The organism is Bradyrhizobium sp. SZCCHNR3119 (assembly GCF_032487775.1).
Classification (GTDB): Bacteria; Pseudomonadota; Alphaproteobacteria; order Rhizobiales; family Xanthobacteraceae; genus Bradyrhizobium.
The window spans coordinates 752,170-778,105 of record NZ_JAUEUV010000002.1 but is presented as its reverse complement, the minus strand read 5'-3'; the positions used below and the strand labels follow the sequence as shown (position 1 = coordinate 778,105).

General features: G+C 60.5%; 26 protein-coding genes. 19 read left to right on the top strand and 7 right to left on the bottom strand.

The features are described 5' to 3' along the window. Positions 1–169 precede the first annotated feature (169 nt). The 11 genes from QX034_RS30860 to QX034_RS30810 all read left to right on the top strand — a co-directional run bounded on the left by QX034_RS30860 (position 170) and on the right by QX034_RS30810 (position 11,956). Positions 170–1,636 carry an amidohydrolase gene (locus QX034_RS30860; protein ID WP_315707241.1) on the top strand — a complete coding sequence of 489 codons (1,467 nt, stop codon included), beginning with the start codon at positions 170–172 and terminating at the stop codon, positions 1,634–1,636. Beyond that, positions 1,614–2,795 (top strand): P1 family peptidase, encoded by a 1,182-nt coding sequence (locus tag QX034_RS30855; RefSeq protein ID WP_315707242.1) that lies wholly within the window; start codon positions 1,614–1,616, stop codon positions 2,793–2,795. The genes QX034_RS30860 and QX034_RS30855 overlap by 23 nt, the downstream gene beginning before the upstream one ends. A 266-nt stretch (positions 2,796–3,061) precedes the next feature. Further along, entirely contained in the window at positions 3,062–4,243 is a 1,182-nt protein-coding gene (locus QX034_RS30850; RefSeq protein ID WP_315707243.1) for an ABC transporter substrate-binding protein, read from the top strand. Between the two features lie 59 nt (positions 4,244–4,302). Further along, positions 4,303–5,085 carry an ABC transporter ATP-binding protein gene (locus QX034_RS30845; protein WP_315707244.1) on the top strand — a complete coding sequence of 261 codons (783 nt, stop codon included), beginning with the start codon at positions 4,303–4,305 and terminating at the stop codon, positions 5,083–5,085. Next, positions 5,082–5,786: an ABC transporter ATP-binding protein gene (locus tag QX034_RS30840; RefSeq protein WP_315707245.1), complete on the top strand. Its 705-nt coding sequence runs from the start codon at positions 5,082–5,084 to the stop codon at positions 5,784–5,786. Before QX034_RS30845 ends, QX034_RS30840 begins: the two co-directional genes overlap by 4 nt. 3 nt (positions 5,787–5,789) lie before the next feature. Next, positions 5,790–6,803: a branched-chain amino acid ABC transporter permease gene (locus tag QX034_RS30835; protein WP_315707246.1), complete on the top strand. Its 1,014-nt coding sequence runs from the start codon at positions 5,790–5,792 to the stop codon at positions 6,801–6,803. Further along, a complete protein-coding gene (locus tag QX034_RS30830) occupies positions 6,800–8,110 on the top strand; it encodes a branched-chain amino acid ABC transporter permease (RefSeq protein WP_315707247.1) in 1,311 nt (436 codons plus the stop codon). Before QX034_RS30835 ends, QX034_RS30830 begins: the two co-directional genes overlap by 4 nt. 88 nt (positions 8,111–8,198) lie before the next feature. Continuing rightward, positions 8,199–9,149 carry an ABC transporter substrate-binding protein gene (locus QX034_RS30825; protein ID WP_315707255.1) on the top strand — a complete coding sequence of 317 codons (951 nt, stop codon included), beginning with the start codon at positions 8,199–8,201 and terminating at the stop codon, positions 9,147–9,149. Between the two features lie 13 nt (positions 9,150–9,162). Then, the gene (locus QX034_RS30820) at positions 9,163–10,086 is read left to right on the top strand and encodes an ABC transporter permease subunit (RefSeq protein ID WP_315707248.1); all 924 of its coding nucleotides are present in this window, start codon (positions 9,163–9,165) and stop codon (positions 10,084–10,086) included. Then, entirely contained in the window at positions 10,083–10,877 is a 795-nt protein-coding gene (locus QX034_RS30815; RefSeq protein WP_315707249.1) for an ABC transporter ATP-binding protein, read from the top strand. The genes QX034_RS30820 and QX034_RS30815 overlap by 4 nt, the downstream gene beginning before the upstream one ends. A gap of 35 nt (positions 10,878–10,912) precedes the next feature. Further along, a complete protein-coding gene (locus tag QX034_RS30810) occupies positions 10,913–11,956 on the top strand; it encodes a hypothetical protein (protein ID WP_315707250.1) in 1,044 nt (347 codons plus the stop codon). Between the two features lie 492 nt (positions 11,957–12,448). Here QX034_RS30810 and QX034_RS30805 read toward each other — a convergent pair whose 3' ends face one another. From QX034_RS30805 to QX034_RS34090, 3 genes are all read right to left on the bottom strand, one after another. Next, the gene (locus QX034_RS30805; RefSeq protein ID WP_315707251.1) at positions 12,449–12,661 is read right to left on the bottom strand and encodes a hypothetical protein; all 213 of its coding nucleotides are present in this window, start codon (positions 12,659–12,661) and stop codon (positions 12,449–12,451) included. An 18-nt stretch (positions 12,662–12,679) separates the two neighbouring features. Then, the gene (locus QX034_RS30800) at positions 12,680–13,435 is read right to left on the bottom strand and encodes a hypothetical protein (RefSeq protein WP_315707252.1); all 756 of its coding nucleotides are present in this window, start codon (positions 13,433–13,435) and stop codon (positions 12,680–12,682) included. 211 nt (positions 13,436–13,646) lie between these two features. After that, positions 13,647–13,844 carry a Sir2 family NAD-dependent protein deacetylase gene (locus QX034_RS34090; RefSeq protein WP_409977511.1) on the bottom strand — a complete coding sequence of 66 codons (198 nt, stop codon included), beginning with the start codon at positions 13,842–13,844 and terminating at the stop codon, positions 13,647–13,649. 653 nt (positions 13,845–14,497) lie between these two features. Here QX034_RS34090 and QX034_RS30790 point away from each other — a divergent pair. From QX034_RS30790 to QX034_RS30775, 4 genes are all read left to right on the top strand, one after another. Continuing rightward, positions 14,498–15,256, top strand: coding sequence for an ATP-binding cassette domain-containing protein (locus QX034_RS30790; RefSeq protein WP_315744820.1), 759 nt, complete (start codon positions 14,498–14,500; stop codon positions 15,254–15,256). Positions 15,257–15,293: 37 nt separating this feature from the next. Continuing rightward, entirely contained in the window at positions 15,294–16,178 is an 885-nt protein-coding gene (locus tag QX034_RS30785; RefSeq protein ID WP_315743413.1) for an ABC transporter permease, read from the top strand. An 11-nt stretch (positions 16,179–16,189) separates the two neighbouring features. Continuing rightward, positions 16,190–17,152 carry an ABC transporter permease gene (locus QX034_RS30780; RefSeq protein ID WP_315769066.1) on the top strand — a complete coding sequence of 321 codons (963 nt, stop codon included), beginning with the start codon at positions 16,190–16,192 and terminating at the stop codon, positions 17,150–17,152. Between the two features lie 61 nt (positions 17,153–17,213). After that, positions 17,214–17,975: an alpha/beta hydrolase gene (locus tag QX034_RS30775; RefSeq protein WP_315744818.1), complete on the top strand. Its 762-nt coding sequence runs from the start codon at positions 17,214–17,216 to the stop codon at positions 17,973–17,975. 18 nt (positions 17,976–17,993) lie between these two features. Here the strand turns inward: QX034_RS30775 and QX034_RS30770 are convergent, their stop codons facing one another. The 3 genes from QX034_RS30770 to QX034_RS30760 are packed head-to-tail and all read right to left on the bottom strand — an operon-like array spanning position 17,994 to position 20,204. Beyond that, on the bottom strand, positions 17,994–18,575 hold the full coding sequence (locus tag QX034_RS30770) for a DUF488 domain-containing protein (RefSeq protein WP_315744816.1): 582 nt from the start codon (positions 18,573–18,575) through the stop codon (positions 17,994–17,996). A 13-nt stretch (positions 18,576–18,588) separates the two neighbouring features. Further along, positions 18,589–18,804 (bottom strand): DUF2945 domain-containing protein, encoded by a 216-nt coding sequence (locus QX034_RS30765; RefSeq protein ID WP_316196235.1) that lies wholly within the window; start codon positions 18,802–18,804, stop codon positions 18,589–18,591. 32 nt (positions 18,805–18,836) lie between these two features. Then, a complete protein-coding gene (locus QX034_RS30760; protein ID WP_316196234.1) occupies positions 18,837–20,204 on the bottom strand; it encodes a S41 family peptidase in 1,368 nt (455 codons plus the stop codon). Positions 20,205–20,242: 38 nt separating this feature from the next. On the opposite strand from QX034_RS30760, the gene QX034_RS30755 reads away from it, so the two are divergent. The 4 genes from QX034_RS30755 to QX034_RS30740 all read left to right on the top strand — a co-directional run bounded on the left by QX034_RS30755 (position 20,243) and on the right by QX034_RS30740 (position 24,819). Then, positions 20,243–20,725 carry a hypothetical protein gene (locus QX034_RS30755; RefSeq protein WP_316196233.1) on the top strand — a complete coding sequence of 161 codons (483 nt, stop codon included), beginning with the start codon at positions 20,243–20,245 and terminating at the stop codon, positions 20,723–20,725. After that, positions 20,725–22,164, top strand: a complete 1,440-nt coding sequence (tcuA, locus tag QX034_RS30750) for an FAD-dependent tricarballylate dehydrogenase TcuA (protein WP_315744809.1) — start codon at positions 20,725–20,727, stop codon at positions 22,162–22,164. Before QX034_RS30755 ends, tcuA begins: the two co-directional genes overlap by 1 nt. Then, positions 22,148–23,350, top strand: a complete 1,203-nt coding sequence (gene tcuB / locus QX034_RS30745; RefSeq protein WP_315744808.1) for a tricarballylate utilization 4Fe-4S protein TcuB — start codon at positions 22,148–22,150, stop codon at positions 23,348–23,350. Before tcuA ends, tcuB begins: the two co-directional genes overlap by 17 nt. 506 nt (positions 23,351–23,856) lie before the next feature. Next, entirely contained in the window at positions 23,857–24,819 is a 963-nt protein-coding gene (locus QX034_RS30740) for an IS110 family transposase (RefSeq protein ID WP_315744806.1), read from the top strand. A gap of 672 nt (positions 24,820–25,491) precedes the next feature. Here QX034_RS30740 and QX034_RS30735 read toward each other — a convergent pair. Then, entirely contained in the window at positions 25,492–25,713 is a 222-nt protein-coding gene (locus tag QX034_RS30735; RefSeq protein ID WP_315744804.1) for a DUF2442 domain-containing protein, read from the bottom strand. Positions 25,714–25,936: the final 223 nt, after the last annotated feature.

The following is a 25,936-nucleotide window of genomic DNA, read 5'->3' as shown; positions in this document are numbered from 1 at the left end:
CCCAGTTCCGACGTTGGAAGACATCTACGGATGACACCCTCGAACGGCTGTTGTCGGCCAGAGCTGCAGCGCCGGATGGAGCTTGCCACATGGGCTGATTAATGTACAGTGTTCTTGTACGCTGCATAATAAACGCAGAAAGCCATGACGGCGACCCAGCGGAGGTTCAATGACGGCAATTCAGCCTGAAACTTTGGAGCCACCGGCTCCACGAAGTGATTTGCTCGACCTTGTCGATCAATTGGCGCTGGCTGTTGAGAGCAAGGTCATCGAGTGGCGGCGCGAAATACATGCGCGCCCTGAACTTGCCTGCAAGGAGTTCCGGACAAGTTCATTAGTGGCCGCGCATCTTCGAGCGCTTCGCTTTGATGAGGTGCGTACTGGGCTCGGCGGAGGCACGGGCGTGATCGGCGTGCTCCGAGGTTCAATGGACGGTCCCGTCATCGCTCTGCGCGCCGATATGGACGCGCTTCCTGTGCGCGAGGAGACCGGGCTGCCGTTTGCATCGAAAGTAACCGCTGACTGGGGAGGCGTCGAGGTCCCTGTCATGCACGCGTGCGGGCACGATGCGCATACGGCAGTTCTGATGGGTGCGGCCGAAGTCCTGGCGGCTCTACGAGACGATCTCCCAGGCACGGTCCTGTTTGTGTTTCAGCCCGCCGAAGAAGGGCCCCCACCCGGTTGGGTGGGTTTACATGGGGCCAAGCTCCTGTTGGCCGAAGGGGCTTTGAGTAGTCCAAAACCGGAGGCGATGTACGGCATCCATGTCGTCGGAGGAAAACCGCCAGGCACCGCCGGTCACATCCACTACCATGTAGGCTGCGGTGGCTACGCCATGCGGCAGTTCAAAATTGTTGTTGAGGGTAAGGGAGGGCATGCGTCGATGCCCTGGCGCACGATCGATCCGCTCGTGGTCGGGGCGCAAATCTTGCTGGGACTTCAGACGATCATCAGCCGGAACACAGACGTCTACCGCAACCAGGCAACCCTTTCGATCGGGAGCTTTCGCGGTGGCGAAAAGTTCAACGTCATCCCCGATGTCGCTGTCATGGAAGGAGCGCTGCGTGTGACGGACGCAGCCAGTATGCCTGAAATGGAACGCCGGCTGAGTTCGCTGGTGGAAGGCATGGCGAGCGCAGTAGGGGCGCTGGGGCGGGTAGAGTGGGGTCACTATGATCCACAACTGACAAATGACATCGAGCTCTGCGCTATTGCCGCCAGCAGCCTCGAGCGCGCCGCCGGACCTGATGGCGTGGTTGCCGTCGCGCCGCCATTCGCCCTCGACGATTTCGCACAATTCTCTCAACACATACCATCGCTGTTCTTCACAGTGGATGTGCCTCCCTGCAAAAATACGGGGAACCGGCCTATCAGTGGGCTACTCCTTCGGCGTGGCGATATTCGGGGGCTTTGCTCCTTTCATCATTGCCTGGCTCCTGAGTGCGACCGGGTCATTGTTGGCGCCTGGCTTCTACGTCGCCGCGGCAGCATTGATCAGCTTGATCGCGCTTCATTATTGCAAGCGATATCTGTCTTAACGGCCCGGAGGCAGCGTAGTCGCGAATGCGCTTGCGCTGCGTCCCGCGATTTCAATGTGCAGCGGATACAACACCATGGAAATTTCGAAAGCCTGTGACCTCGCAAGTGAAGGGAAACCGCGAGCTCGCGAACTGGGCGTTCCCTTCGACGGCACTCCGGGACCGAACAACACGATAACAGACGTTGCTGGGATCGAAGTTGGCATGACTACCCTTATCCAGGGTGACGGCCTCCTGGTGCGAGGGCGAGGTCCGGTACGTACCGGCGTCACGATCATCTTTCCGCTGGGCAAGCACGGCAAAGATGCGGTCGCGGCCGGCCGTGCCGTTATCAATGGCACCGGAGAATTTACCGGTTTGCATGTGGTGGACGAAGTCGGCCTGCTCTTTGGCCCGATCGCATTGACCGGAACCGGCAACCTGAGTGTCGTTCACCAGGGCCTTATTGATTGGTCGTCCCGGCCGGGATTTCTCGCCGACGATCACCTGATCACAAGGCTGCTTCCAGTTGTGGGAGAAACCCTCGATAGCAGGCTCAACGACGTCCACGGCCGGTCGCTGAAGCTCGAGCATGTCTTCGCAGCCATGGACAACGCGGGTGGCGGTCCAGTGCCGGAGGGAAATGTCGGCGGCGGCACGGGTATGACGGCCTATCAGTTTAAGGGGGGGACCGGGACCTCCTCGCGGGTGGTTGCCGTAAAGCGACAACGCTATACAGTTGGCGTTCTCGTGCAGGCAAACCATGGCCGCCGATCTGATCTGCGGATCGCTGGAATGCCGATAGGCCACGAAATTACAGACCTGATGCCCAATATGAATCCCCTCCTGCGAGAAGGGCCTGCAGCGGACGGCGAGGTCAAGAATTCGTTGCTCATTGTCATCGCAACGGACGCGCCTTTGCAGCCCCATCAATTGCAGCGGCTTGCGCGACGAGCCGCATTGGGCGTCGGCCGCGAAGGTAGCACGGCGGCGACGAATTCCGGAGAATTCAGTCTGGCCTTTTCGACGACCAACACGACACCGCTAAAAGGAAAGCCAAACGGCAAGGTCTTCGTCAGCGACAACGAGCATCAGGTTCTCGATGCTTTGTTTAAAGGAACGGTTGAGGCGGTAGAGGAGGCCCTCGTCAATCAACTCGTCGCATCAGAGACGATGTCCGGCGCCAATGGCTCAACGATCTACGCCTTGCCACATGACCGCCTGGTCAGTTTGCTGCACAAGTACAATCGATACGCGCCCTCTGGTTTCAACAACTGAGCCGCCTATGGGATCCATCAGCTTCTGAAGGCGCCAGAAATCTGCCTCGGCCGAAGGCCCAAATCTGTCCCGCCATTCGACGCCACATGTTTGCGGCGCATGTGTTCTGTCGCGCGTCATAGCGGCGGAGGTTTTGCCTCTCTCTGTCCAGCCAAACAACTCGCAATCGCCGTGAAACCCCTCCAGCCGGCACGGGCTATTGCAAATCTCCGGTTTCTCTTGTACGCCGTTCCTGTACGGCGTTAAATACACAAGGGGAACCCGCAATGAAACGCCCTCTTATATGCCTCGCAGTATCGGCGGCCCTTTCCTTCCCGGCATTTGCGAATGACGTCAAACTCGGTGTGCTGCTCGGATTCACAGGCCCGCTTGAATCGACCGCTCCCGACATGGCGGCTGGTGCCGAGCTCGCGATCAAGGAAGTCAGCGACAGTGGTCTCTTCCTGGGCGCGAGCAAAGTCGTGGCCGTTCGCGCGGACTCGACCTGTATTGACGCTGGCGCAGCAACCGCGGCGGCGGAACGCCTTGTCTCGTCAGACAAGGTGAATGCGATCGTCGGCGCTACCTGCTCGGGAGAATCGGCGGCGGTTCTGACAAATGTTGCCATGCCGAAGGGCGTTGTCATGGTGTCACCCTCGGCAAGCTCGCCGGCTCTCTCGACGCTGAAGAGCAACGGCTTTTTCTACCGGACAGCGTCCTCGGACGCGCGCCAAGGCGAAGTTCTCGCGGCGATCATGAAGGATCGTGGGATCAAGACCGCGGCGATCACGTACACCAACAACGACTACGGAAAAGGCCTCGCCGACAGCATCAAGACCAACTTCGAGAAACTCGGTGGAAAGGTCACGATCACGGCTTCGCATGAAGACGGAAAGGCCGACTACAGTGCAGAGGTCGCGTCATTGGCTTCGGCCGGAGGGGACGTTCTCGTTGTTGCCGGCTATCTCGACCAGGGCGGCAAGGGGATCGTTCGCGCCGCCCTCGATGCTGGTGCATTCGGAAAGTTCGTGTTGCCGGACGGCATGATCGGCGACAGCCTCATCAAGGCGATCGGGCCGGAGCTGAATGGCTCGTTCGGTGACGTCCCCGGCTCCGATTCCAACGGGACGGAACTCTACAAGGCGATGGCGGCGAAGGCGGGCTTCAAGGTTGGCCCATATGCAGCCGAGTCATACGACGCTGCCGCGATCATTTTGCTGGCAATGCAGGCCGCGAAATCGAGCGACGGTAAGCTTTTCAAAGACAAGGTCATGGAGATCGCCAACGGCCCTGGAGAGAAGATCCTGCCCGGCGAGTTGGCAAAGGGCCTGAAGATTCTCTCCCAAGGCGGAAAGATCGACTACGTCGGCGCATCTAACGTGAAGCTTGTCCCACCCGGTGAAAGCGCGGGCAATTTCCGGGAAATCCTAATCAAGGATGGGGCGATCACCACGGTCGGCTACCGCTAATTCCCGCGGACGGACGCTCGGCCCTGAGGCCGGCCGTCCCCTTCACAAGAGACGTCAGTATGATCACAGTGGAGAAGCTGTTTAAGCGCTTCGGCGGTCTTGTGGCCGTAAACGATGTGTCGCTTACCATTCAATCGGGAAAGATAACGGGACTGATCGGTCCGAATGGCGCCGGAAAGTCGACGTTGTTTAATCTTATTGCTGGGCGTTACCAGCCAACATCTGGCCGCGTCCTGTTGGATGGCTTGGATATCACCGGCATGCCCCCGCATCAACTATTTGCGAGAGGGCTACTTCGTACTTTTCAAGTCGCACACGAGTTTTCGACGTTGACCGTTCGCGAGAACCTCATGGTTGTCGCTCCCGGTCATCCCGGCGAGCGCCTCGTGAACGTCTGGCTGCGGCCCGGCTTGGTTCAACAGTTCGATCATCAGGCCCGACGAAAAGCAGATGAAGTGCTGGACTTTTTGAAGTTGAGCCACGTCGCCGATCTGCCGGCCGGCAACATTTCGGGCGGGCAGAAAAAGCTTCTCGAACTTGGTCGGACTATGATGGCCGATCCGAAGATCGTTTTCCTCGACGAGGTTGGCGCGGGCGTCAACAGGACACTCCTCTATGAAATCGGCGATGCAATAATCCGGCTCAACAAAGAGCGCGGCTATACGTTCTGCCTCGTCGAACACGACATGGATTTTATCGCTCAGCTCTGTAATCCCGTCATCGTCATGGCGGAGGGATCCGTCATGGCGCAGGGGACTGTGGCGGAGATCAAGGCCAATCAAGACGTGGTCGAAGCCTATCTGGGGCACGGACCGAAACACAAAAGGGAGGTTCATTCATGACTTTCCTCTCAGGAAACAGCATGACCGGCGGCTATGGCGCTGTCGATATTCTCCGCTCCTGCTCGATCACCGCGCAAAAGGGGCAGGTGACCGTAATCGTCGGCCCGAATGGCGCTGGAAAATCAACAGCGATGAAAGCCTTGTTCGGAATGCTGCCGATCCGCTCGGGATCAGTGCGTCTCGAAGATGAGGATATTACGTCACTGTCACCTCAGCGCCGCGTTGAACGAGGGATGAGCTTTGTCCCGCAAGTCAACAATGTGTTTCCGTCCATGACGGTACAGGAAAACCTCGAGATGGGGGGTTACCTGCGCAAAGACGATATTCGGGGAACGATCGAAGAAATATTCGAGCTTTTTCCGGCACTCAAGCCCAAGCGGCGCCAGCTCGCCGGGGAGCTTTCGGGTGGTCAGCGCCAGCAGGTCGCGGTTGGTCGCGCCCTCATGACCCAACCAAAGGTACTCATGCTTGATGAACCGACCGCCGGGGTTTCGCCCATCGTGATGGACGAACTCTTCGACCGCATCATCGAGGTTGCTCGTACCGGAATCGCGATTCTGATGGTCGAACAGAATGCCAAGCCCGCACTCGAGATAGCCGACGTCGGTTATGTCCTTGTGCAGGGAGAAAACAAATTCACCGATACAGGGGCAGCGCTACTCGCCAACGACGAAGTACGCATGACGTTTCTGGGGGGCTGAGCAATGCATGATCTCGCAAATGCTTTCGTCCTTTTGCTTAACTATTTGATCGTTCCCGCGACGACGTATGGCTGCCAGCTTGCACTGGGTGCTTTGGGGGTCAGCCTGCTCTTCAGCGTTCTGCGGTTTTCCAACTTCGCCCACGGGGAACTCATGTCGTTCGGCACGATGACGACCCTTCTGGTGACTTGGTGGCTCCAGGCGAGAGGGCTCACAATACAGCCATTGGCGACGGCATTGCTCGCGTTGCCGGTCGGTATCTTCGTCACAGTCTTGGTGTCGCTCGGGACAGATCGGTGTGTGTACCGATACTACCGGGCGAAGCGCTCCGATCCGATCGTTCTGCTGATCGTTTCGATCGGCGTCATGCTGGTTATGAGCGGCATCGTCCGGTTCATCATCGGAACCGATGATCGCACCCTTGATGACGGTGTGCGCTTCGTCGTTTCTGCAAAAGGCTTCAGGGATCTGACAGGGTTGCAGGAAGGACTTGCCATCCGGGCGACACAGATCATGACAATCGTGTTAGCAGCCGCAAGCGTCGCGCTGCTCTTCTGGTTTCTTCACTATACGAAGACTGGTAAGGCAATGCGTGCCTACGCTGACAATGAAGACCTTGCGGGCCTTTCGGGCATCAGTGCGCAGCGTGTTGTGACCATCACATGGATCCTGGCTGCGACGCTGGCGACTCTTGCGGGAGTTTTGTACGGCCTGGACAAGAGCTTTCGGCCCTTTGTGTATCAACAGCTCGTCTTGCCAATCTTTGCGGCGGCGATCGTCGGGGGCTTTGGCAACCCTGTCGGTGCGATTATCGGAGGGTTCATAGTCGCATTTTCCGAAGTGGCGCTTACCTACTCGTTCAAGAGGTTCTTAGGCTACGTAGTTCCGGCAGATTGGACGTCTGACAGCCTCTATCAGTTGATTTCGACCGACTATAAGTATGCCGTTTCTTTCGTTATTCTCGTCGTAGTTCTAATCGTCCGGCCTTCCGGTTTTCTCAACAGGAGGTCAGCGTGAGCTTCTCTATCAGAAACATCGCTCTCTTCGCTGCCGTCGCCGCTATTCTTTTGATAATCGCGGCAATCCAAAGCGCTTCTGTCGCGCTGACGATCCTAAATCTTTGTCTCGTTTCCGCAGTGATGTCTCTCGGGCTCAACATGCAGTGGGGTTATGCGGGGCTTCCCAACCTTGGCGTAATGGGCTTCGCTGCGCTCGGCGGCCTAGCTGTTGTCGTGGTATCAGCCGCCGGCGTCCCTGCGGCCGTCACGGCTGGCGGGGCTGGCCTCATCGCATCATTGGTCGTCGCCGTTCTAGTCGTCGTCGCCGTGCTTGGAGCGGTTCGGCTGTCGTCGCTTTCACGGCGGATTAAATCAGCAGTGATCGTTGTTTTGATCGTGCTGGGCTACGCCCTACTCGAGCACTTCTTCGTTCCAGCCAAGGAGGCGATTGAGGCGATAGATCCCTCGGCAAAGGGTTATCTTGGTGGTCTCGGATTGCCAGTGCTTCTGTCCTGGCCCGTTGGCGCGGTCTTCGCTGCGGCCGCGGCCTGGCTCGTCGGCAAGATCGCGCTCGGCCTTCGAGGCGACTACTTGGCGATCGCAAGCTTGGGAATCTCGGAGATTGTCGTTGCGATCCTCAAAAACGAAGACTGGCTGAGCCGCGGCGTCAAGAACGTTGTCGGCCTCCCCAGACCATTGCCGGACGAACTCGAGCTCGCGCAGACACCGTGGCTTCAGACGTTGAGCAACTATCTCGGCCTTCTTCCGCAGGACGGCGCGTCGCTGGCGGTCAAACTCGGATATGCCGGACTGTTTACGGTCGTGCTCGGCGTGCTTCTGTGGTTGTCAGAAAGAGCGCTTCATTCCCCTTGGGGCCGAATGATCTACGCAGTTCGTGACAATGAGGTTGCCGCGAGCGCGATGGGTAAGAACGTCGAAAATTTGCATCTGAGCGTTTTCATGCTGGGCGCGGCTGTCGTCGGGCTAGCCGGAGCCATGCTTGTTACTTTGGATGGTCAATTCACGCCTGGATCGTACCAGCCATTGCGTTTCACCTTCCTCATATGGGTGATGGTGATCGTCGGGGGCGCTGGAACCAACTGGGGCGCGGTGCTCGGCGCGCTGATCATCTGGACCTGTTGGATCGAAGCCGACCCCATCGGGACATGGCTTCTGCAAAACACGGTTGGGTGGCTCTCGGATGGAAATCCGGTTCGCGAACAGCTCATCAGAAACGCCTCGCAGATGCGTCTCATCGTTATGGGGGTAATCCTCCTCGCGACGTTGCGCTTCAAGCCAGGGGGGCTCATCCCAGAGCGACGCTAAAGAGGGCGCCGCGAACGGCGAGCCGAGTGGGTTCTTGACGCACAAATACCTATCGAAAGAACAGAAAAGGAGTGGGAACGTGAAGAAAATGCTTCTTGCCGCCAGCATGCTACTGCAATTTGGCCTCGCAACATCTACGCAAGCTGCCGAGAAGGTTGTCGCGGTCGCAACCTTCGTCGAGCATCCCTCGGTACAGCTACTCTTGAAAGGCTTGCGCGAAGGTTTGGATAAGGGCGGGATCACATCGGAGAACGGCTACCGGATCGAACTGCAGAGCGCCCAAGGAAGCACGGTTACCGCTGTCCAGATCGCGAAGAAGTTCGCCGGTGACCGTCCGGAGGTAATCGTGGCGACGGGCACTCCAGTCGCGCAGCCGATGGCCCAGACGATCAAGGACCTGCCAATCGTCTTCGCCGGGCTCGCTGATCCACTGGGAGCAAAGGTCGTCCATGATCTTCAACATCCCGGCGGCAACATCACCGGGACCAGTGACCGCGCGCCCTTTGGCCAACTGCTCGCAACCATCAAACAACTCGTTCCGGCTGCAAAGAACATAGGCATCGTCTACAACGCGGGGGAAGCCAACTCGCGCGCGTCGGTCGATCGCTTCAAGACTGAAGCCGCTAGCCTAGGTTTTGCGACTGTGGAGGCATCAATCGCCAAGGCGAGCGATGTGCTTCCGGCTGCGCAGAGTCTGGTGGGGAAAGCAGACGTCTTCTATGCCCCCAACGATGGAACGCTCACGTCGAACTTCGAGGCGCTTACGCGGGTAAGCCTGGAATCGAAAATTCCGATCTTCGCTTCCGACCTGGGCAGTGTCCCGAGGGGTGCGCTTGCCGCGACCGGAGTCGACTACGAGCAGATCGGTGTGCGGACTGCCGCAATCGTGGTGCGGGTTCTCAAAGGCGAAAAGCCGGGTGAAATCGCCGTCGACCTTCCTTCCTCTCTTGACCTCGGCTTCAACGCGAAGATCGCAAGCCAGCTCGGTGTATCCGCGCCGGCGTCGTTTCGTGAGACCGTCAAGACGACCGTGAAATGAGGAGGCGCACGCCATGTCATATTTCGCATGGATGGGAGCCATCGAGGCAGGTCTGATTTTCGGCTTGGTGGCGATCGCGGTCTACATCTCGTTTCGCGTTTTGGATTTTCCCGACCTGACCGTCGAAGGGAGCTTTCCCCTCGGCGCAGCGACGACGGCGGTCTCACTGGTCAACGGAATAGATCCATTGGTCGCTACGGCGCTTGGCGCACTCGTTGGCGCCGCGGCCGGGTGCATTACCGCTTTGCTGACCGTCAGCCTCGGCTTTTTGCACCTGTTGTCGGGTATTCTTGTTTCGATCGCGCTATACTCGATCAATCTCCGCATCATGGGGCAACCCAACATCGCCCTGCTTCAAGAACGGACAATTTTTTCATACCTTCAAGACTTTGGGCTGCCTGACTCGCAGGCTGTCGTTGCTACCCTCCTGATCTTCGCTTTCGCATCCATTGCCATCGTCTCACGGTTCCTTTCCTCGCAGATCGGTCTTGCCATTCGCGCGACGGGGATCAACAGCCGCATGGCAGCCGCCAACGGCGTCGATACCAAGCTTGCCGTTTTCGTCGGGCTCGCGATCAGCAATGGCCTAGTTGGCCTCGCAGGGTCGCTATTCGCCCAGAGCCAAGGGTCGGCCGATGTCGCGATGGGCATCGGAACGATTGTCGTTGGGCTCGCGGCCGTCATTCTTGGCGAGAGCTTTATCTCGAGCTCTAAGGTCCTGCCCTCCGTTCTCGGGGCAATTTTGGGTGCGCTCGTATTCCGTGTTGTCGTCGCCTTAGCGCTCAATCTCAACGCTATCGGTCTGCAATCGCAGGATTTGAACTTGATCACCGCACTCCTGGTCATATTCGCGTTGCTGATGCCAAGGGTACGTAAAAGAATCGCACGGAAGTCCCAGACAACCCGTGACGCCCGCGCCGTACGAGGTGAGCTATGATTGCGCTGGACAAAGCTACCGTCATCTTCGGCGTGGGAACGCCCTTGGAACGTGTCGCGTTGCGAGGCGTGTCGCTTACGCTGAAGCCCGGTGAGTTTGTCACTGTCATCGGGAGCAACGGCGCTGGAAAGTCCACCCTGCTCAATACGCTCAGCGGGGAAAACAAGCTGTCTCAGGGCCGCATCCTGTTCGACGAACAGGATGTAACGTTCTTGCCGCTCAATCGACGTGCTTCCTATGTCGGACGCGTGTTCCAGGATCCGCTTGTCGGTACATGCGGTTCGTTGACGATCGAAGAAAACATGGCGCTAGCGGCGGCACGAGGTACGCGGCGAGGCTTAGCGCTCGCAAGCAACCGGCAGCTCGTTTCCCGTTTCAAGGATGAGTTGTCCGTACTCGGCCTCGGGCTGGAGAACCGCCTCCATGAGAAAATGTCGCAGCTTTCGGGAGGGCAGCGGCAGACCGTCAGCCTTCTGATGGCGGCGCTTGTTGGAATGAAATTGCTTCTCTTGGACGAACACACGGCCGCACTCGATCCAAGAACGGCTGCATCGATCATGCGGCTCACGGACGACCTCGTTCGGAGGGGTAATTTGACCACGCTCATGGTCACGCATTCGATGCGGCAGGCGCTCGATCACGGCACTCGCACCATCATGATGCACGAAGGGCGCATTGTGCTGGATTTCAGCGGAGATGATCGCAAAGGCCTCACGGTCGAAGACCTTCTCCAGAAATTCTCTGATGTCCGGGCCGAGAGCATTGATGACGATGCCTTGCTTCTTACGTAGCACGGGGCCTTGAGGGCTCAAGAAGCGGATTACCCATGTCTAACCACACCAAACTCAGCGGTAAGATCCAAACGGTGACTGGGCTCATCGACCCAGAGGAGCTCGGCTCCACTTTGATGCATGAGCATCTCATTGTAGATCTCAATCCGCTGAGCCAGCGCGCAAAGCCGTTGCCCCCTGACGACATCATTACCTTGGAGAATTCCTTTAAGATCCGCTATGGGCAGTTGTCCTCTGCGAACAATTTTCGCCTGGACGAGCCCGACGTCGCGATTGCCGAACTGAAGGAACTGAAGGCCGCGGGAGGAAATAGCCTAGTCGAACTGACCATCGGCGGAATAGGCCCCGAACCGGAGACGCTTGCTCGGATCTCGCGCGAGTCTGGTATCAACATAGTTATGGGCTGCGGCCACTACGTTCACGGCTACCATTTTCCCGAAAACAAAGATCGAAGCGTTGATAGCTTCGCGTCCGAGATGATCGCCGCGATTCGCGAGGGCGCATGGGGTACAAACATCCGCGCAGGGATCATCGGCGAAATCGGATGCGAGGAGCCTTGGGATGCCGCTGAGAGGCGGGTGCTCGAAGGCGCCGTTCTCGCACAAATGGAAACCGGAGCTTCGCTGAACGTTCACCCTGGCCGACATCCCGATCAACCAAAGAAGGTCGCCGATTTCGTTCGGAGCACGGGCGGGATCGTAGAGAGGCTGATTGTCAGTCACATCGAACGCACCATTTTCGATGAAGAGCGGCTGCTGCGCCTAGCGGATACGGGAGCGATTCTAGAGTTCGATCTTTTTGGTTGGGAACAGTCCGCCTACGGTCCGGCCGACATCGACATGCCAAATGACAATCTCCGCGTAAAGTGGATCAAGGTCCTCCTCGACCGTGGATATGGCGACCAGTTGGTGATCAGCCACGACATTTTCTCAAAGACGAGATTGTTGCGATACGGCGGGCATGGCTATCAGCATATCTATGCCAATATTCTGCCCTTCATGCGTAGGCGCGGTATCTCGGATGAACAGATTCGTTCGATGATGGTAGATACACCGCGGAGACTTCTGACCTTCAAATAGGTGTCGCATTTTGGCACAACTGCAGGCTACGCGACATCGGTGACGTAGCTATGATTTGTGGCGACCACCTCGACGCCGGGCAGGACAGCTTCATCAGAGAGTGGTTTGAGTTCGTCCGCATTCCGACCGTATCCGGCCAGCCTGGATACGGTCGGACGTGGACGCTGCGGGTATCCCGCATCCAGTCAACGGAATTCGGCAGTGTGGAAGTCATACCCACAGCGGCCATGCTGTCGTTTTTGCCAAGCGGATCAGTGTTCGAAGACTTGCGCCATCGTCCACGAGCGCAGTGACGGATAGCTCTCCTTCGGCCTTCGCGAAATCGTCGCGACCGGTTTCGTAGCCTTCAGGTTCGGCCGTTTTGGACGTGCTCGGAGAGGCGTTCTGCGATGGACTGTCATTTTTATCGGAGTTGGCCGTCGGCGAGGGTGCCATTGATGCCGGGAGAGATCTCGATGAACCCTTCGCGCTCAAGCATACGCCAAGCCTTGCTTAGGTGATCGTCAACTTGCGCTTGTTTGCGGAACGGGCAGCTGCTGCGGCGCTCGGTAGCCATTCCTGTGCCGAACGGCTCGGTCGTGATCGCTTGGTAGGTAAAGCCAGCGCCTGCCGTACTTGCTTGGCGATCATCGGCATGATGCGATCGATGTCGGGGAGGGGCATAGCAAGTAGGCGGTTGGCGTCCTTGATGCAGGTCGAAATCATTAGGCTTCTCGGAATTGCTTAAAGAGCGTCGCCGCAGGAAACGGCCGAGTTTTGTCCGCGCCAGGTCCAAAAGATTCGAACTTTGTCGCCCGGCTGAAGCTTGATCGCTTCCACGATCGCGATTCCGTTCTGCCAATTGACAGGCACCGTGCGTGAATCGTCTTCTTTCGCGTGTTTGAGGCAAGCGGAGGGCGCAGGCGTTTCGGCGTATTCGGACCATCGGATCGATGTGAAATCGTAAACTAGGGTGAGTTTCTCTGTTGGGTACTTGATGTCCTTTCCTCCCAACGAGTTGCCGCCCTGAAAGCCGTTTCGGAAAACGTAGATCATGCGCGGGCTGGGGGACACGCCGGTCAACGCGTACTCCGTATTCTGGTCGAGGTCCGCCTCTGATTCGACCGTGTACTCAATCGTGTTCTTGTCTTCGGTCGGCGCACGCTTCGTCTTGAGCCGGACCTGTGGCTCAATCGCCTTGATTTCGGGCTCGATCCCGCTGCTGGTGAGGCGTATGGCGTACGCGGCGCTCGTCCGGTGCATATCGACGTTCTCAACGTACGTAGCTTTGTCGAAAACTGGTGTGCCGTTGAAGCTGTCGACGGGCTGATCTTTCCGCTGATCGGCGAAAAAATCGAAATGCACGTAAACGAAGTCGCTGGAAATCCTTATATCAGTATTCCTCCAGAAGTAGGGGAATTGGTCGAAGTCCGGGTTGAACCATTTGGCCCCGAAGATGGCTGAAGCTACGCCGAGAATTGCAATAAGAATCTCTTTCATCCCGATCATCCCGCCTGCACAATCTAAGCTTACCACGACTTTGTCGGAATTACTGCAAGGTGTCTAATCGAGCCCCGGCCAATTGAACCAAGGAAGGGCAGCGAGCACGGCGAAGCCTACTCGTCCACCCGACGCGAAAACTTCGACGCAGGCGAGGGCGGTCTCGAGATCCTTTAGATCGTCGCCCACGCTTCTCCCTGCGAACGGAAATCTACCAAGGACGACGACAAATAATGCCTGGGCGAAATGTCGAGTTGCCAACGGAAGTTGGAAACGCACGCCGCCGATCCGCTTTGAGGATTTCGTCGCCGACGATGCCGAAGGCGACCCGGTCTCGGGGGACTGTTTCGCCGAAGAACACTACATCGGGCTTCATCATGCCACTGCAGGACCGGCAATCCGGAACCACGAAAGCCGAGAAGTCCACGTGGTCTGGCCGAACTTAAGCGCCCGGTCTTGGACTGGCTTGTCATTGAGATTGCGCCGGCAGACGAGGGCGCGGATCGGACGGCGGGTTGCCTCACGAAAACCTTAGCACGCGGCGTCTGAACCGCTGATCCGCCAGCCACCCAGATTATGTAAGTTTCTGAAGAGATGCGGAGAAAGCGATCGCAATGTGTTCTACCCGCATAATGCCAGTGCGATGCGAGTATGATCGGTCGGCTTCGCTTTTCAAAGCAGCTGCATTTCTGACCGCCATTGCCCGGTTGGGACTCGCCAAACGCCTACTTCAACGTCAGCTTGAGGGTCCGGACCGCAGAAGCGGCCTGCCCGAGCGACCCATCTCCAGGCCCCGGAACTGAAAAACCCCGCCGTCACCGGCGGGGTTTTGTGTGTCTCAGGCTAGGGGACCTACTTTGCCCCGATTAGGGGACCAACTTATAGGGGACCAACTTTGCCCATGGCTGCAGCCCGTTGCCGCAAAAGGGGCCAAGTCATTGAAATCTCGACACCTAGTTCGGAACTTTGGCTCATAAGTACAGAACTTTGAGTTTCCCACCACTTACGCAATTCTATCCCGCTCGCAAGCCGCTGCAGAGATCTTCGAATTCCGCGCTCGATGTGTCCGGCTTGGTTACAGCGGAGGGCGGTCCTTCGGTTTCATTCGCGGTGCGGCGCGGGGAAATCCTTGGCCTTGCGGGACTCGAGGGGCAGGGCCAGCGCGATATCATCCGTGCGCTCGCGGGATTGCAGCCGGCGGTCCAGGGACAAGTGGCAAAGTCGAGCGCCGCTGGGGACGGCTCGCACCCCCTCGATCTCACCGTGGTCGCCACCGCGCTCGCGGGTATCGGTTTCGTGCCTGAAGACCGGAAGTCTGAAGGGCTCTATCTCTCGCTGTCGATCTCGGAAAACATCGTGCTCGGCATGCTTCGCCGTTTCTCGGTCTGGCAGCGCGCAAAGGTCAGGACGGACCTCGTCGCCAGCCTCATGGAGCGCATGCGAGTTCGCGCGACGAGTCCCAAACAGCTCGTAGGAATGCTGTCAGGTGGCAATCAGCAGAAGGTCATGATCGGACGTTGGCTGGCGTCCGGCGTCGATGTGCTCCTTCTGGAGGAGCCGACCCGGGGCGTCGATATCGGCGCCAAAGCCGAGATCTATGCGTTGTTGCGAGATTTCGCGGACGGCGGCGGCGCGGTCGTGCTGACCTCGAGCGAATTACAGGAAGTATTGGGGCTCTGTGACCGGGTTGTGGTCGTACGTGGTGGCGCGATCACCGCAGAACTCGACGGCGCTACGACCAGCGAGGAGGAGGTTATGCGCTTTGCCTTGACTGAACGATCGTCCGCCGACGGATCGCAGGCTGCGCGCGCCAATGCTTAGGCTTTTGCGCACACCGGGCCGCTCCGGCATCAACGCAATGACGCTCGTGCTGCCGTTGGCCCTATTCCTTATCCTCTGTCTTTCATCCTCAACTTTTCTCAGCTTTCAGAATCTTGCCAACGTCAACAGCCAGATCGCGGGACTTCTGATCGTTTCGCTGGGACAGATGATCATTGCCATTTCCGGGGGCATCGATCTTTCCGTCGGCTCGGTCATGAGCCTGACGAGCGCGATGCTCGTCACGCTGGATCCCCAGTTGGCAATGCCTGCTGTATTAGCGGTCGGCATTGCTGCCGGGCTTGTCAATGGAATCGGCGTGACCTTGTTCAGCGTCCATCCGCTCGTCATGTCGCTTGCGACCATGACCTTCTTGCAAGGCTTGGCCCTGCTGATCCATCCCGTACCGGGTGGGGTGGTTCCGGAATATCTGAGGACGCTTGCAGTCTCGGACGTCGACGGTATCCCGGCCGCGTTCTTCTGGTGCGTGGCGGCCCTGGGGCTGACTGCCGCGACGCTGCACCTCACCCGCTTCGGGCTCCGCATTTTTGCAATCGGTGCCAATCCTCCCAGCGCGGCTCGCAATGGGGTTCCCGTCACCTTGCACAGGATCGCTTGCTACGTGATCTGCTCTCTCGGTGCGGTGTTGGCGGGCACCTTTCTGACAGCACGGGTCGCCGGAGGTGACGCAACGATCGGTGCGCCCTATTCGCTCGATTCCGTCACCGCCATCGCCCTGGGAGGGGTTCAACTGGCCGGCGGTGCCGGCAGCGTTGCCGGTGTCGTCGCGGGCGTCCTTACGCTCGGCTTCATGACCAACGGAATGAATCTCATCGGTATCTCGCCGTTCCTCCGAACCGCGGCCACGGGCTGCCTGCTGCTGCTGGCGATCGGCCTGCAGAGGCGGAAGGTGATCGGCGCATGACCGAGGTGACGATGGGTAGACCGCTCATGTGGGGGCAAAGGCTGCGCTCGGCGGCAAGTGCCGTTCGGGAGCTTCCATTCGCCTATGCCGCCCTCGTGATTTTGCTGTGCACCTCCTACCTGGTCCGTCCAGCGTTGCTGTCCCCGCTGCTCTTGTTCCTGATCGCGCGTCAGGCGGCTCCGCTCGGAATCGCAGTCATAGGCCAGTCGCTCTGCATGCGCGTCCTGTCGCTCGACCTTTCCATCGGCGGCGTTATTGTCGGCGTGAGCTATATTCTTACGAGCGGCTTGCTGCCGTTTTCCGAACCGGTCTTGCTCCTGATCTGCCTGGCCTTCGGTACTTCGGTCGGATTGATCAATGCGTTCTTCATCACGCGCCTGCGTGCGTCCTCGGTGATCGTGACGCTGGCCATGACCATGATCGTCAGCGGCGTCGTCGTCTCGTTCAGCCAGTTGAGGTCGCCGGGGGACGCGCCCATGCTGTTGCGCCAGATCGGGCAGTTGCGAGTGGGCGTTTTCCCGGTCGCGCTGCTGGTCTGGCTCGGCCTATTGATGCCGGCTGCGATCTTTCTGCGTGTTTCGGTGTTGGGGCGCTATATCGATGCCATCGGCGCCAATCCGCAGGCCGCCTGGGTCTCGGGCATTCCCTACGTTCGGGTCGTGACGATCGTCCACGTTCTGTCGAGCCTGTTCGCCGTGTTTTCCGGGTTCCTGCTCATCGGCTTTGTCGGTGTCGGCAGTATGGATATCGGCCGCGACCTTGCGCTGAATTCGCTTGCGGCGGTCATTCTCGGCGGCGTGACCTTCGGCTCGGGCAAGGGGGGCGTGCTTGGCCCAACCGTCGCTGCCTTGATGTTGACGTTCAGCTTCAACCTGCTGACGAGCCTCGGGCTCGGCGAGCCTGCCAAGCTGATGCTGCAGGGGGCGATTATCGGCGTTGCGGCGGCTGCCTATTCAGCGCAGCGTCAATCCTGAGGCATTCGATCACCAAGCGAGAACGGCTGCGGCCGCAGGATGAGAACAGGAGAGAGATGACATGACTGAGGTGATGGCTGGAGCCGAACCGTTCTTCATGCAGGGCGAGGGACCCGCGGTCCTCGTACTTCACGGCTTCACTGGATCGACGCAAAGCATGCGGTATCTCGGCGAGGAGCTCCACCGACGCTTCGGCTTTACCGTGAGCGGTCCGCGCCTGAAGGGCCACGGCACCTCGCCGGACGATATGGAGACGACCGGCTACCTCGATTGGCTGGCGTCGGCAGAGCAGGCCCTTCACGAACTGGCAGGTCAGGGCCAAAGAGTATTCGTCACCGGCCTCTCCATGGGGGGGACGATGACCCTCAATCTTGCCGCGCGATTTCCGAACATCGTGGCCGGCGCCATCCCGATCAACGGCGCGGTCGGAATCTTTGACGGCGCAATGGCCGAACTCATATCGGACGGCGCAGCGCCGAAGCGTGTCCCGGGCATCGGCTCGGACATCAAGGCTGCAGGCGTCAAAGAGCTCGCTTATCAGGAAGTGCCAGTCGCCTGCCTCCGGCAGGTCCACGTCCTGATTGCGGCAACCGAAAGCTTGCTGCGCAAGATCACCTGTCCCACGCTCGCGATCCATTCCAAAGAGGATCACGTCGTGCCGTCGGCGAATGGCAAGCGAATCGCGCAGGAGGTGAGTTCCAGCGATGTGCGCCTGCTTTGGCTCGACAACTCCTATCACGTGGCGACACTGGACAACGACAAGGATCTGATCGTCGAGCGCTGCGGACGATTCATCGCGGAGATCGCCGGGGCCGCAGTCTAGCGCCGTGCTCAACCCGTCCTACGCCCGGTCCGCCGAAGCCGGGTAGATCAGTCTGTCGCCGGCGCGCACGGCGCCCGGCGACAAGGCCGCGGGCTGAACCTGATCCGTGTCCATCAGGTGATAAACGGTGCGGCCGGCATTGATCAGATAGTCGGCCACGATGCGCCGATGACAGCGCCACCACACGGCTTCCGCGCACATGATGGCGGTACGCTGCTCGGCTGACACTTGCAGAAGACGATCGAAGCCGCGCTGAAACTCGTCCGTGAGGGCGTAGTCCGCATAATGATGGAAGCTTTGGTTTGTCCAGAACGCGTTGCTCTCCGGAGCGATGCCGCTGGTCTTGCGCAGGCCGCCGAGCTCGGAGATGCGCATGTGGCCGATCTGATACAGCGCGAGCGCAGCGGGTAGCACGTCGGCATTGTACTGCGGATTGGTCCGCGAGCGCGGGATCCGCCTGATATCGACGACGAGCTGAACGCGGCCGGCCCGCAGCAAGGCGACGAACTCGGCAATCGTGCGGGTGGAATGGCCGATGGTGAAGACGGGAGGAGCGCTCGGAGCCGTCGCGTTCTCGGAACGGTGCGCTGCTTCATCCATCCCAACCGCGGTCTTATTTGCCGCTCAGCTTCGTCAAGGCGCTCTCCTTGTGTGCCGCGATGTGGTCGCTCTTGTCGCTCTTGATCTCGTATTGCGGGGACTCCTTGGAGGCGTGATGGCGGTGTCCCTTGTAGTCGAAGTCGCGCACATGAACCGCGATGATGTGGCCGGTGACATGGCCGGCCTCCGAGTTCCAGGAGACGTGATCACCCTTCGCAAACTTTGTCATCGATCACCTCGCGCCGCACCGAAGAGGGGTGGTCACTTGACGTCGGGACTCGTCTGGGGCGCGCCGGTCGATTTCGCCTGCTCGCCCGCATTCGCATCCAGATAGGCGAGGGCCGCCTTCAGCTGCGCGTCGTCGGGCTTGCCGATGAGGTCCGCCTTGATCGGGGCCGAAGACGTGTTCTTTTCATGCGACAGTGCGGCTTGCGTCGTGTTCGCGCCGGGCGTCGGCCCGAGCGGTCCCGGATTCTTGAACGCGCCCTGCAGCGCGGCTTCACGCAACAGGGGGCCGCCGCTGATCTGCTGGTCCTTGGGCGCTTCGACCACGACATTGGGGGCGATGCCGTCATCCTGAATGGAGCGGCCCGAGGGCGTGTAGTAGAGCGCGGTCGTCAGCCGCACCGCGCCATGTCCTTTCAGGGGGACAATGGTCTGCACCGAGCCTTTGCCGAAGCTTTGCGTTCCCATGATGGTGGCGCGGTGCCGGTCCTGCAGGGCGCCGGCGACGATCTCCGAGGCCGACGCCGAGGCGCCATTGATCAGAACCACGACGGGGACGCCGGGCAACATGTCGCCATGCGCCGGTGCAGCGAAGCTCTGCTGATCGTCTGCCTGTCGGCCATGAATGCTGACCACGGGTCCGCCGTCGAGCAGATCGCCGGCGACGTCGACGGCCGCGGTCAAAAGTCCGCCGGGATCGTTGCGCAGATCGATCACGAGGCCCTTCACGCCGCCGTCAGGGCCCTGCTTGAAATCCGTGATCGCCTTCTTGAAGCCATCCGCCGTGTCGCCGCCGAACTGGGTGATCCTGATATAGCCGATGCCGCCGGGCTCGAGCTCGGACTTGACGGATGCGACCTTGATGATCTCCCGCGTCAGCGTGACGTTGAACGGCTCCTGCTTGCCGCGGAGGATGGTGACCGTCACCTTCGAGCCGGGATCGCCGCGCAATTCGTCGACCACCTTCTGCAGGCTGACCCCTTGCGTGCTGGTGTGGTCGACCATGACGATGGCATCGCCCGGTTCGAGCTTGGCGCGCGCGGCCGGGGTCCCATCGATCGGCGCGATGATCTTCACCACGCCCTCCTGCTGCGAAATCTGCATGCCAAGCCCGCCGAATTTCCCGGCCATGTCGGCCTTGGAATCCTTGAACTCCTGTTCGTCCATGTAATCGGAATGCGGGTCGAGGCGACGGAGCATCCCCTTGAGCGCGTCCTTGACCAGTTCGTCCGAGCCCACGGGATGAACGTAATCCTGGCGGACGAGTTGGATCACGCCGGCGAGCACGGCGAGATCCTGAGGCGCGAGCCCGGTGTCCTGGACAGCGACGGCGGTGACGAGGGGGACTGCGATCGCGCTTGCGCCTGCAATGAGACCGGCGATCAACAATCGGGATTTGATCATGATGGTACCCTCAAGGCTACGCTCGTCGCGCCGTTGGTTTGGCGGGAAGGTTTACAGGAACGGCCGAACGGGAACTTTGTTTCAGTCACGAAGCCAAAGCCACGCAAAATTGCGTTAGCTCGTCGCGAGCGCTCCGGCCGGGAGCGCATCAGGGCGCAGTGGCGGTATCCAGTCATGACTTCGGCCACGCTCAGCTTGCCCATGCCGAGGTTGCGATTCCCGCTTGGCTGATCTGCGATCGTCGCTTTTTGTGGAAATGCGGGTGGGGCAAGGTTAAGCCGTTCCCGCGCTCGAATGTGCAGGATATCGCATCCGGCCATCCGAAGCGCGCTGATCGTGCGACGAGTCTGGCACGCATGATCGATATTCCTGAAACCGCTTTTGTCGAGACCGTGTCCGAGTTCAACAGCCAAGCCGCGCGCGGCGGCAACGTCTGGCAGCGCTCGCCGGACGGTGCCGATCACCTCTCCAACCCCCGGGGTGCTGGCGCCGGACCAACGGTTGCGGGAGCAAACATCTGATGGCAGGAGAGCCCGACGTTCTCGTCATTGGCGGCGGCAATGCCGCGCTCTGCGCGGCGCTGATGGCGCGCGAGGCGGGCGCCTCGGTGCTGCTGCTGGAATCCGCGCCGCAAAGCTGGCGCGGCGGCAACTCGATGCATGTGCGCAACCTGCGCTGCATGCACGATGCGCCGCAAGACGTGCTGGTCGATGCCTACAGCGAAGAGGAATACTGGCAGGACCTGCTCAAGGTCACCGGCGGCCTGACGGACGAACGGCTGGCCCGGCTGGTGATCCGGCATTCCTCGCGCTGCCGGCCCTGGATGCGCCGCCACGGCGTGCACTTCCAGCCGCCGCTCTCCGGCGCACTGCATGTGGCGCGCACCAACGCCTTCTTCATGGGCGGCGGCAAGGCGCTGGTGAACGCGTATTACCGCAGCGCCGCCGGGCTCGGTGTGGGCGTGCGCTACGACACGCCGGTGAAGAGCCTCGAACTTAAGGACGGGCGCTTCGTCGCCGCGATCACCGAGCAGGGTGAGCGCATCGCCGCCAAGGCTTGCGTGCTCGCCTGCGGCGGCTTCGAATCCAATCTCGCCTGGCAGCGCGAGGCCTGGGGCCGCAACGAGCGCGGCGAATGGCCGGCGGAGAATTTCCTGATCCGTGGCACGCGCTTCAACCAGGGTGTGCTGCTGAAGTTCATGCTGGACGCCGGTGCCGACGCGATCGGCGACCCGACGCAGGCGCACTGCGTCGCGATCGACGCCCGCGCGCCGCTCTACGACGGCGGCATCTGCACCCGCATCGACTGCGTCTCGCTCGGTGTCGTGGTGAACCGGGAGGCGCAGCGCTTCTACGACGAGGGCGAGGATTTCTGGCCCAAGCGCTACGCCATCTGGGGACGGCTCGTGGGGCAACAACCCGGCCAGACCGCGTGGTCGATCATCGATCGCAAGGCCGTCGGCCGCTTCATGCCGCCGGTTTTTCCGGGCACGCGGGCCGAGACGCTGGAGGAACTGGCGCAGAAGATCGGTCTCGATGTCGCGACCTTCGCCGCAACCCTGAACGTCTACAACGCCGCCTGCCGCCCCGGCAGCTTCGATCACACCGTGCTCGATGACTGCCGCACCGAGGGGCTGACCCCGCCGAAGACCCATTGGGCCCAACCGATCGATGCGGCGCCGTTCTTCGCCTATCCGTTGAAGCCCGGCATCACCTTCACCTATCTCGGGATGAAGACCGACGAGAGCGCCGCGGTGCGTTTTGCCGGCGTGCCGAGCGCCAACCTGTTTGCGGCCGGCGAGATGATGGCCGGCAATGTGCTGGGCAAGGGCTACACCGCGGGCGTCGGCATGAGCATCGGCACCGCGTTCGGCCGCATCGCCGGCGTCAATGCCGCCGTGAGCGCCGGCTTCCATCATCCCGAGTTCAAGGAGGAGCTGGCCTATGCCGCCGCTCACTGAGACGATCGCGGCCGCGGCCTGCACCACCACGCCGGACCTGAGCGCGTTACTCGGCAAGGACGAGCAGGAGATCGCGCGGGTCATGCAGATCTGCAACGCCTGCCGCTATTGCGAAGGCTTCTGCGCTGTGTTCCCGGCGATGACGCGCCGGCTCGAGTTCACGGAAGCGGACACGCATTATCTCGCCAATCTCTGCCACAATTGCGGGGCGTGCCTCTACGCCTGCCAATATGCGCCGCCGCACGAGTTCGCCGTCAACGTGCCCAAGGCGATGGCCAAGGTGAGGGGGCAGACCTATCGGCACTATGCGTGGCCTTCCAGCTTCGGACGGCTCTATCAGCGCCAGGGCCTGACGCTGGCGCTCGCGCTGGCCGGCGGGCTTGCGCTGTTTCTTGTGCTCGCCGTGGCGATCGCGGGCGGGCTGACCGACAAGCCGTTCGCCGGAAATTTCTATGCGATCTTCCCGCACAATTTCCTGGCGAGCCTGTTCGGCGCCGTGTTCGTGTTCGCCATCGCAGCTTTCGCGGTCGGCATCGTCAGGTTCTGGCGCGACATCTCGCCGGGGCGCGAGCCGGTCCCGCCGGGGGCGGCCGAGCTGACCAAGGCGCGCGGTCCGGCCGCGATGGAAGCCGTGACCGATGTGGCCCGGCTGCGCTATCTCGGCGGCGGCCATGGCGAAGGCTGCAACGAGGACGACGATCGCTTTACGCTGTCGCGGCGCTGGTTTCACCAGCTGACGATGTACGGCTTTCTGCTCTGCTTCGCCGCCACCAGCGTGGCGACGCTTGACCATTATCTTCTGGCCTATGAGGCGCCATATCCCTGGCTCAGCCTTCCCGTGATGCTCGGCACGGTCGGCGGCATCGGCCTGTTGATTGGCCCTGCGGGCCTGCTCTGGCTCAACCTGCACCGCGGTCCCGAGCGGGGCGATGCCGCGCAGCGGCCGATGGACCGCGGCTTCATCGCGCTGCTCTTCGTCGTCAGCTTCACGGGGCTTGCCCTGCTCGTGCTCCGCGACACCCGGTTCATGACGCTGTGGCTTGCGATCCATCTCGGCACCGTGATGGCGCTGTTCCTGACCTTGCCCTATGGCAAGTTTGCGCATGCGGTATTCCGTACGGTCGCGCTGTTCAAATACGCGCTGGAGAAGCGGCTGCCGAACCGGATCGGCGTCGGCGGCGAGTAGGGGCGCGCAGTCTCGCTGCGCCTCGGCTTTGCTCGACATGGGCATCTCGTCGATTATCTTCATAACGGTTCGACTCGTTCCGCATTGTCAAACAGCACATCGTCAAACAGCGGATGTGATGAGGCGTTCTCGCGGCACGGGATGCCCGAGTGATGCGCGGGTGGCTTCACGCTCTCGACATCGAGGGCGCAGGGAAGGCCGGATGCAAGGCCTGCACCCATGGCCCGCCTGCAGACAAAAAGCAGGCGGCAGTCACCACAGGTGGGCCGCTACAACCGGCCTTCCCTGCGCGGATGGCTTTACGGCTTATACGTGCTCTTGTGTCTTCCGAATGTGCCAGAATGTGCGAACGGGCGGTTCTCACCAACCGCCCGTCGCTGGATCTGAGCCCGAACGTGCTCAAAGGCCGGAGAGCCTGACGGGGAGCTAGGGACAGATCCGGTGTGTCTTCCTCAACCCGAACAGTTGCATGGGCTTCGAGCCCGGACGAGCAAGGAAGGGAGTGGATGATGGCACAAAACGATCGCGTTGTCGTCGGTATCGATGTGGCCAAGGACAAGGTGGATGCGTGCATCCGCTCGTTGTCACAGCGGCTAACGTTTCCGAGCACCGCAGAGGGGCACCGCAAGCTGGTAGCCTGGCTGCGCAAGCACAAAGCAGCCAAGGCGGTGATGGAGGCGTCCGGCGGCTATGAGCGGAACTGGGCCAAGGTGCTGCGCCAGGCTGACATCGAGGTACGGATTGTCGATCCCAAGCGGGTGCGCAGCTTCGCCCGATCAGCCGGGCGGCTCGCCAAGAACGATGCGATCGACGCGGAGATGATCACCTGGTTCGCCGAGACGTTCGACGAAGCGTCGGGCCAGACCCACGATGCCGCACGCGAGGAACTGGCGGCACTGGTCAAAGCACGCAAAGCTCTCATTGATCTGAGCACCCGCTTGCAAAGCCAGAACGAACATGCCGTGCCGGGAGCGGTTCAGAAAGCCCACGCCCGCGTCTTGAAGGGCTTGGACACTGAGATCACCAAGATCGACCATGCCATCGCCGCCACGATCAAGGCCACACCGGCATTTGCCGAACGCGCCGAGATCATTGAAAGCGTGCCGGGTCTCGCCGAGGTGGCCTCTGCGGTCCTCATTGCGGGCCTTCCGGAGCTCGGGACGGTACGTGAGGAAATCGCTGCCGCATTGTTGGGAGCCGCCCCTTATGACGACGACAGCGGCAAACGGCGTGGTGAGCGCCATATCAAGGGTGGCCGCCGCTGGGTCCGTAACGCCCTCTACATGCCCTGTCTCGGCGCAGCCACCCAGAACAACCCGGTACTCAAGGCCTACTATGAACGGCTGATCGCCAAGGGAAAGCTGAAAAAGGTCGCAGTGATTGCCTGCATGCGCAAGCTGATCGTCATCCTCAACACGATGATTGCACGCGGCGAAAAATGGGACTCCAGCCGCCACGCGGTGCGGTGAGCTGATCGAGCGCCTTACCGCGCTCGGTCCATGACCGAGCGCATGCCAAGCCGACAGACCGGCGAGCGGACGGGGTCAAGGCCTTCAGCCGCCGAAGGCGGTGGCGCGTCTTCGCGCCAGCCTTGAGGCCGGCCGATCGGCGGTCTACTTCAGCACAGTTGCTCCTCGGGGACCGGCTGTCTTGCCCCCGTCGCCGCGCGGATCATCTTCCGAGCAGCTTGACACCAGCACCGGGATGCCAGGACCACACGATTTCGCCGTGCGCATCGGGTCGTTCGTCGGCATGAATGATCACGCTGCAACCCGATCCGCCCACCGCATCCCACCCCGCGTGTCGTGACGATCGCGATACGCCCCTCGCATCGAGGCGGGACGAGCGGATAAGACCATGAATTCTGAAAAATAGAAATAGGAATGTTTTTGCGCGAGGGACTGGACAGGCCAAATCAGCTTGGAAGCGCTGGCGAAAATGAGTGCTGGGCGCAAGCTTTGTCGGTCTCAGCCGGCGGCGCAAACTGCGTTAGCGAAATAGCCCGGATGCGCAAAGCGATATCCGGGACAACACACACCGGCCCCCGGATGTCGCTGACGCTTATCCGGGCTACGCAGCTCGCTGAATCTCGGCCGGCCATCTCTCGACACGCTCCAACGCCGGTGTCAGCTTTCTTGCCTTCATGACAGGAACGAGGCCAACAGCCCGGCAACCGAAACGTCCTCGTCGAGAGCCTCCCAGCGCAGGCCGACGCGGCTTATCTCAACCTGTTGACGCTCGGCCGGAGTGGCGTGCAGCAGGCGAGGAAACCGCACTAAGGGCATGCTGAGCGTTCGGCCATCGGTCCGTTCGACCGACACGGTGTGTTCGTCAATACGGACGCTGGTTGCCGAAACGGTCATACCGGGCAACTCCTTCGTCCCCGGCGATCGCTCGGTGTGTTTCCGGTAGGGCTGCGGCAGCTCGCAAGCCGTGCGCCGTGGTACGTGCTTGAAGATCGAACGATGAGGTACAGTGTATATGAATGTGCCCTCTCCCCTTGCGGGCTATTGAATGCACACATCTTTTTTGGGTTGCGCGGCTCGTTGAGGACTGATTCCTTAGTGGACATAGGTCTTTACGCGG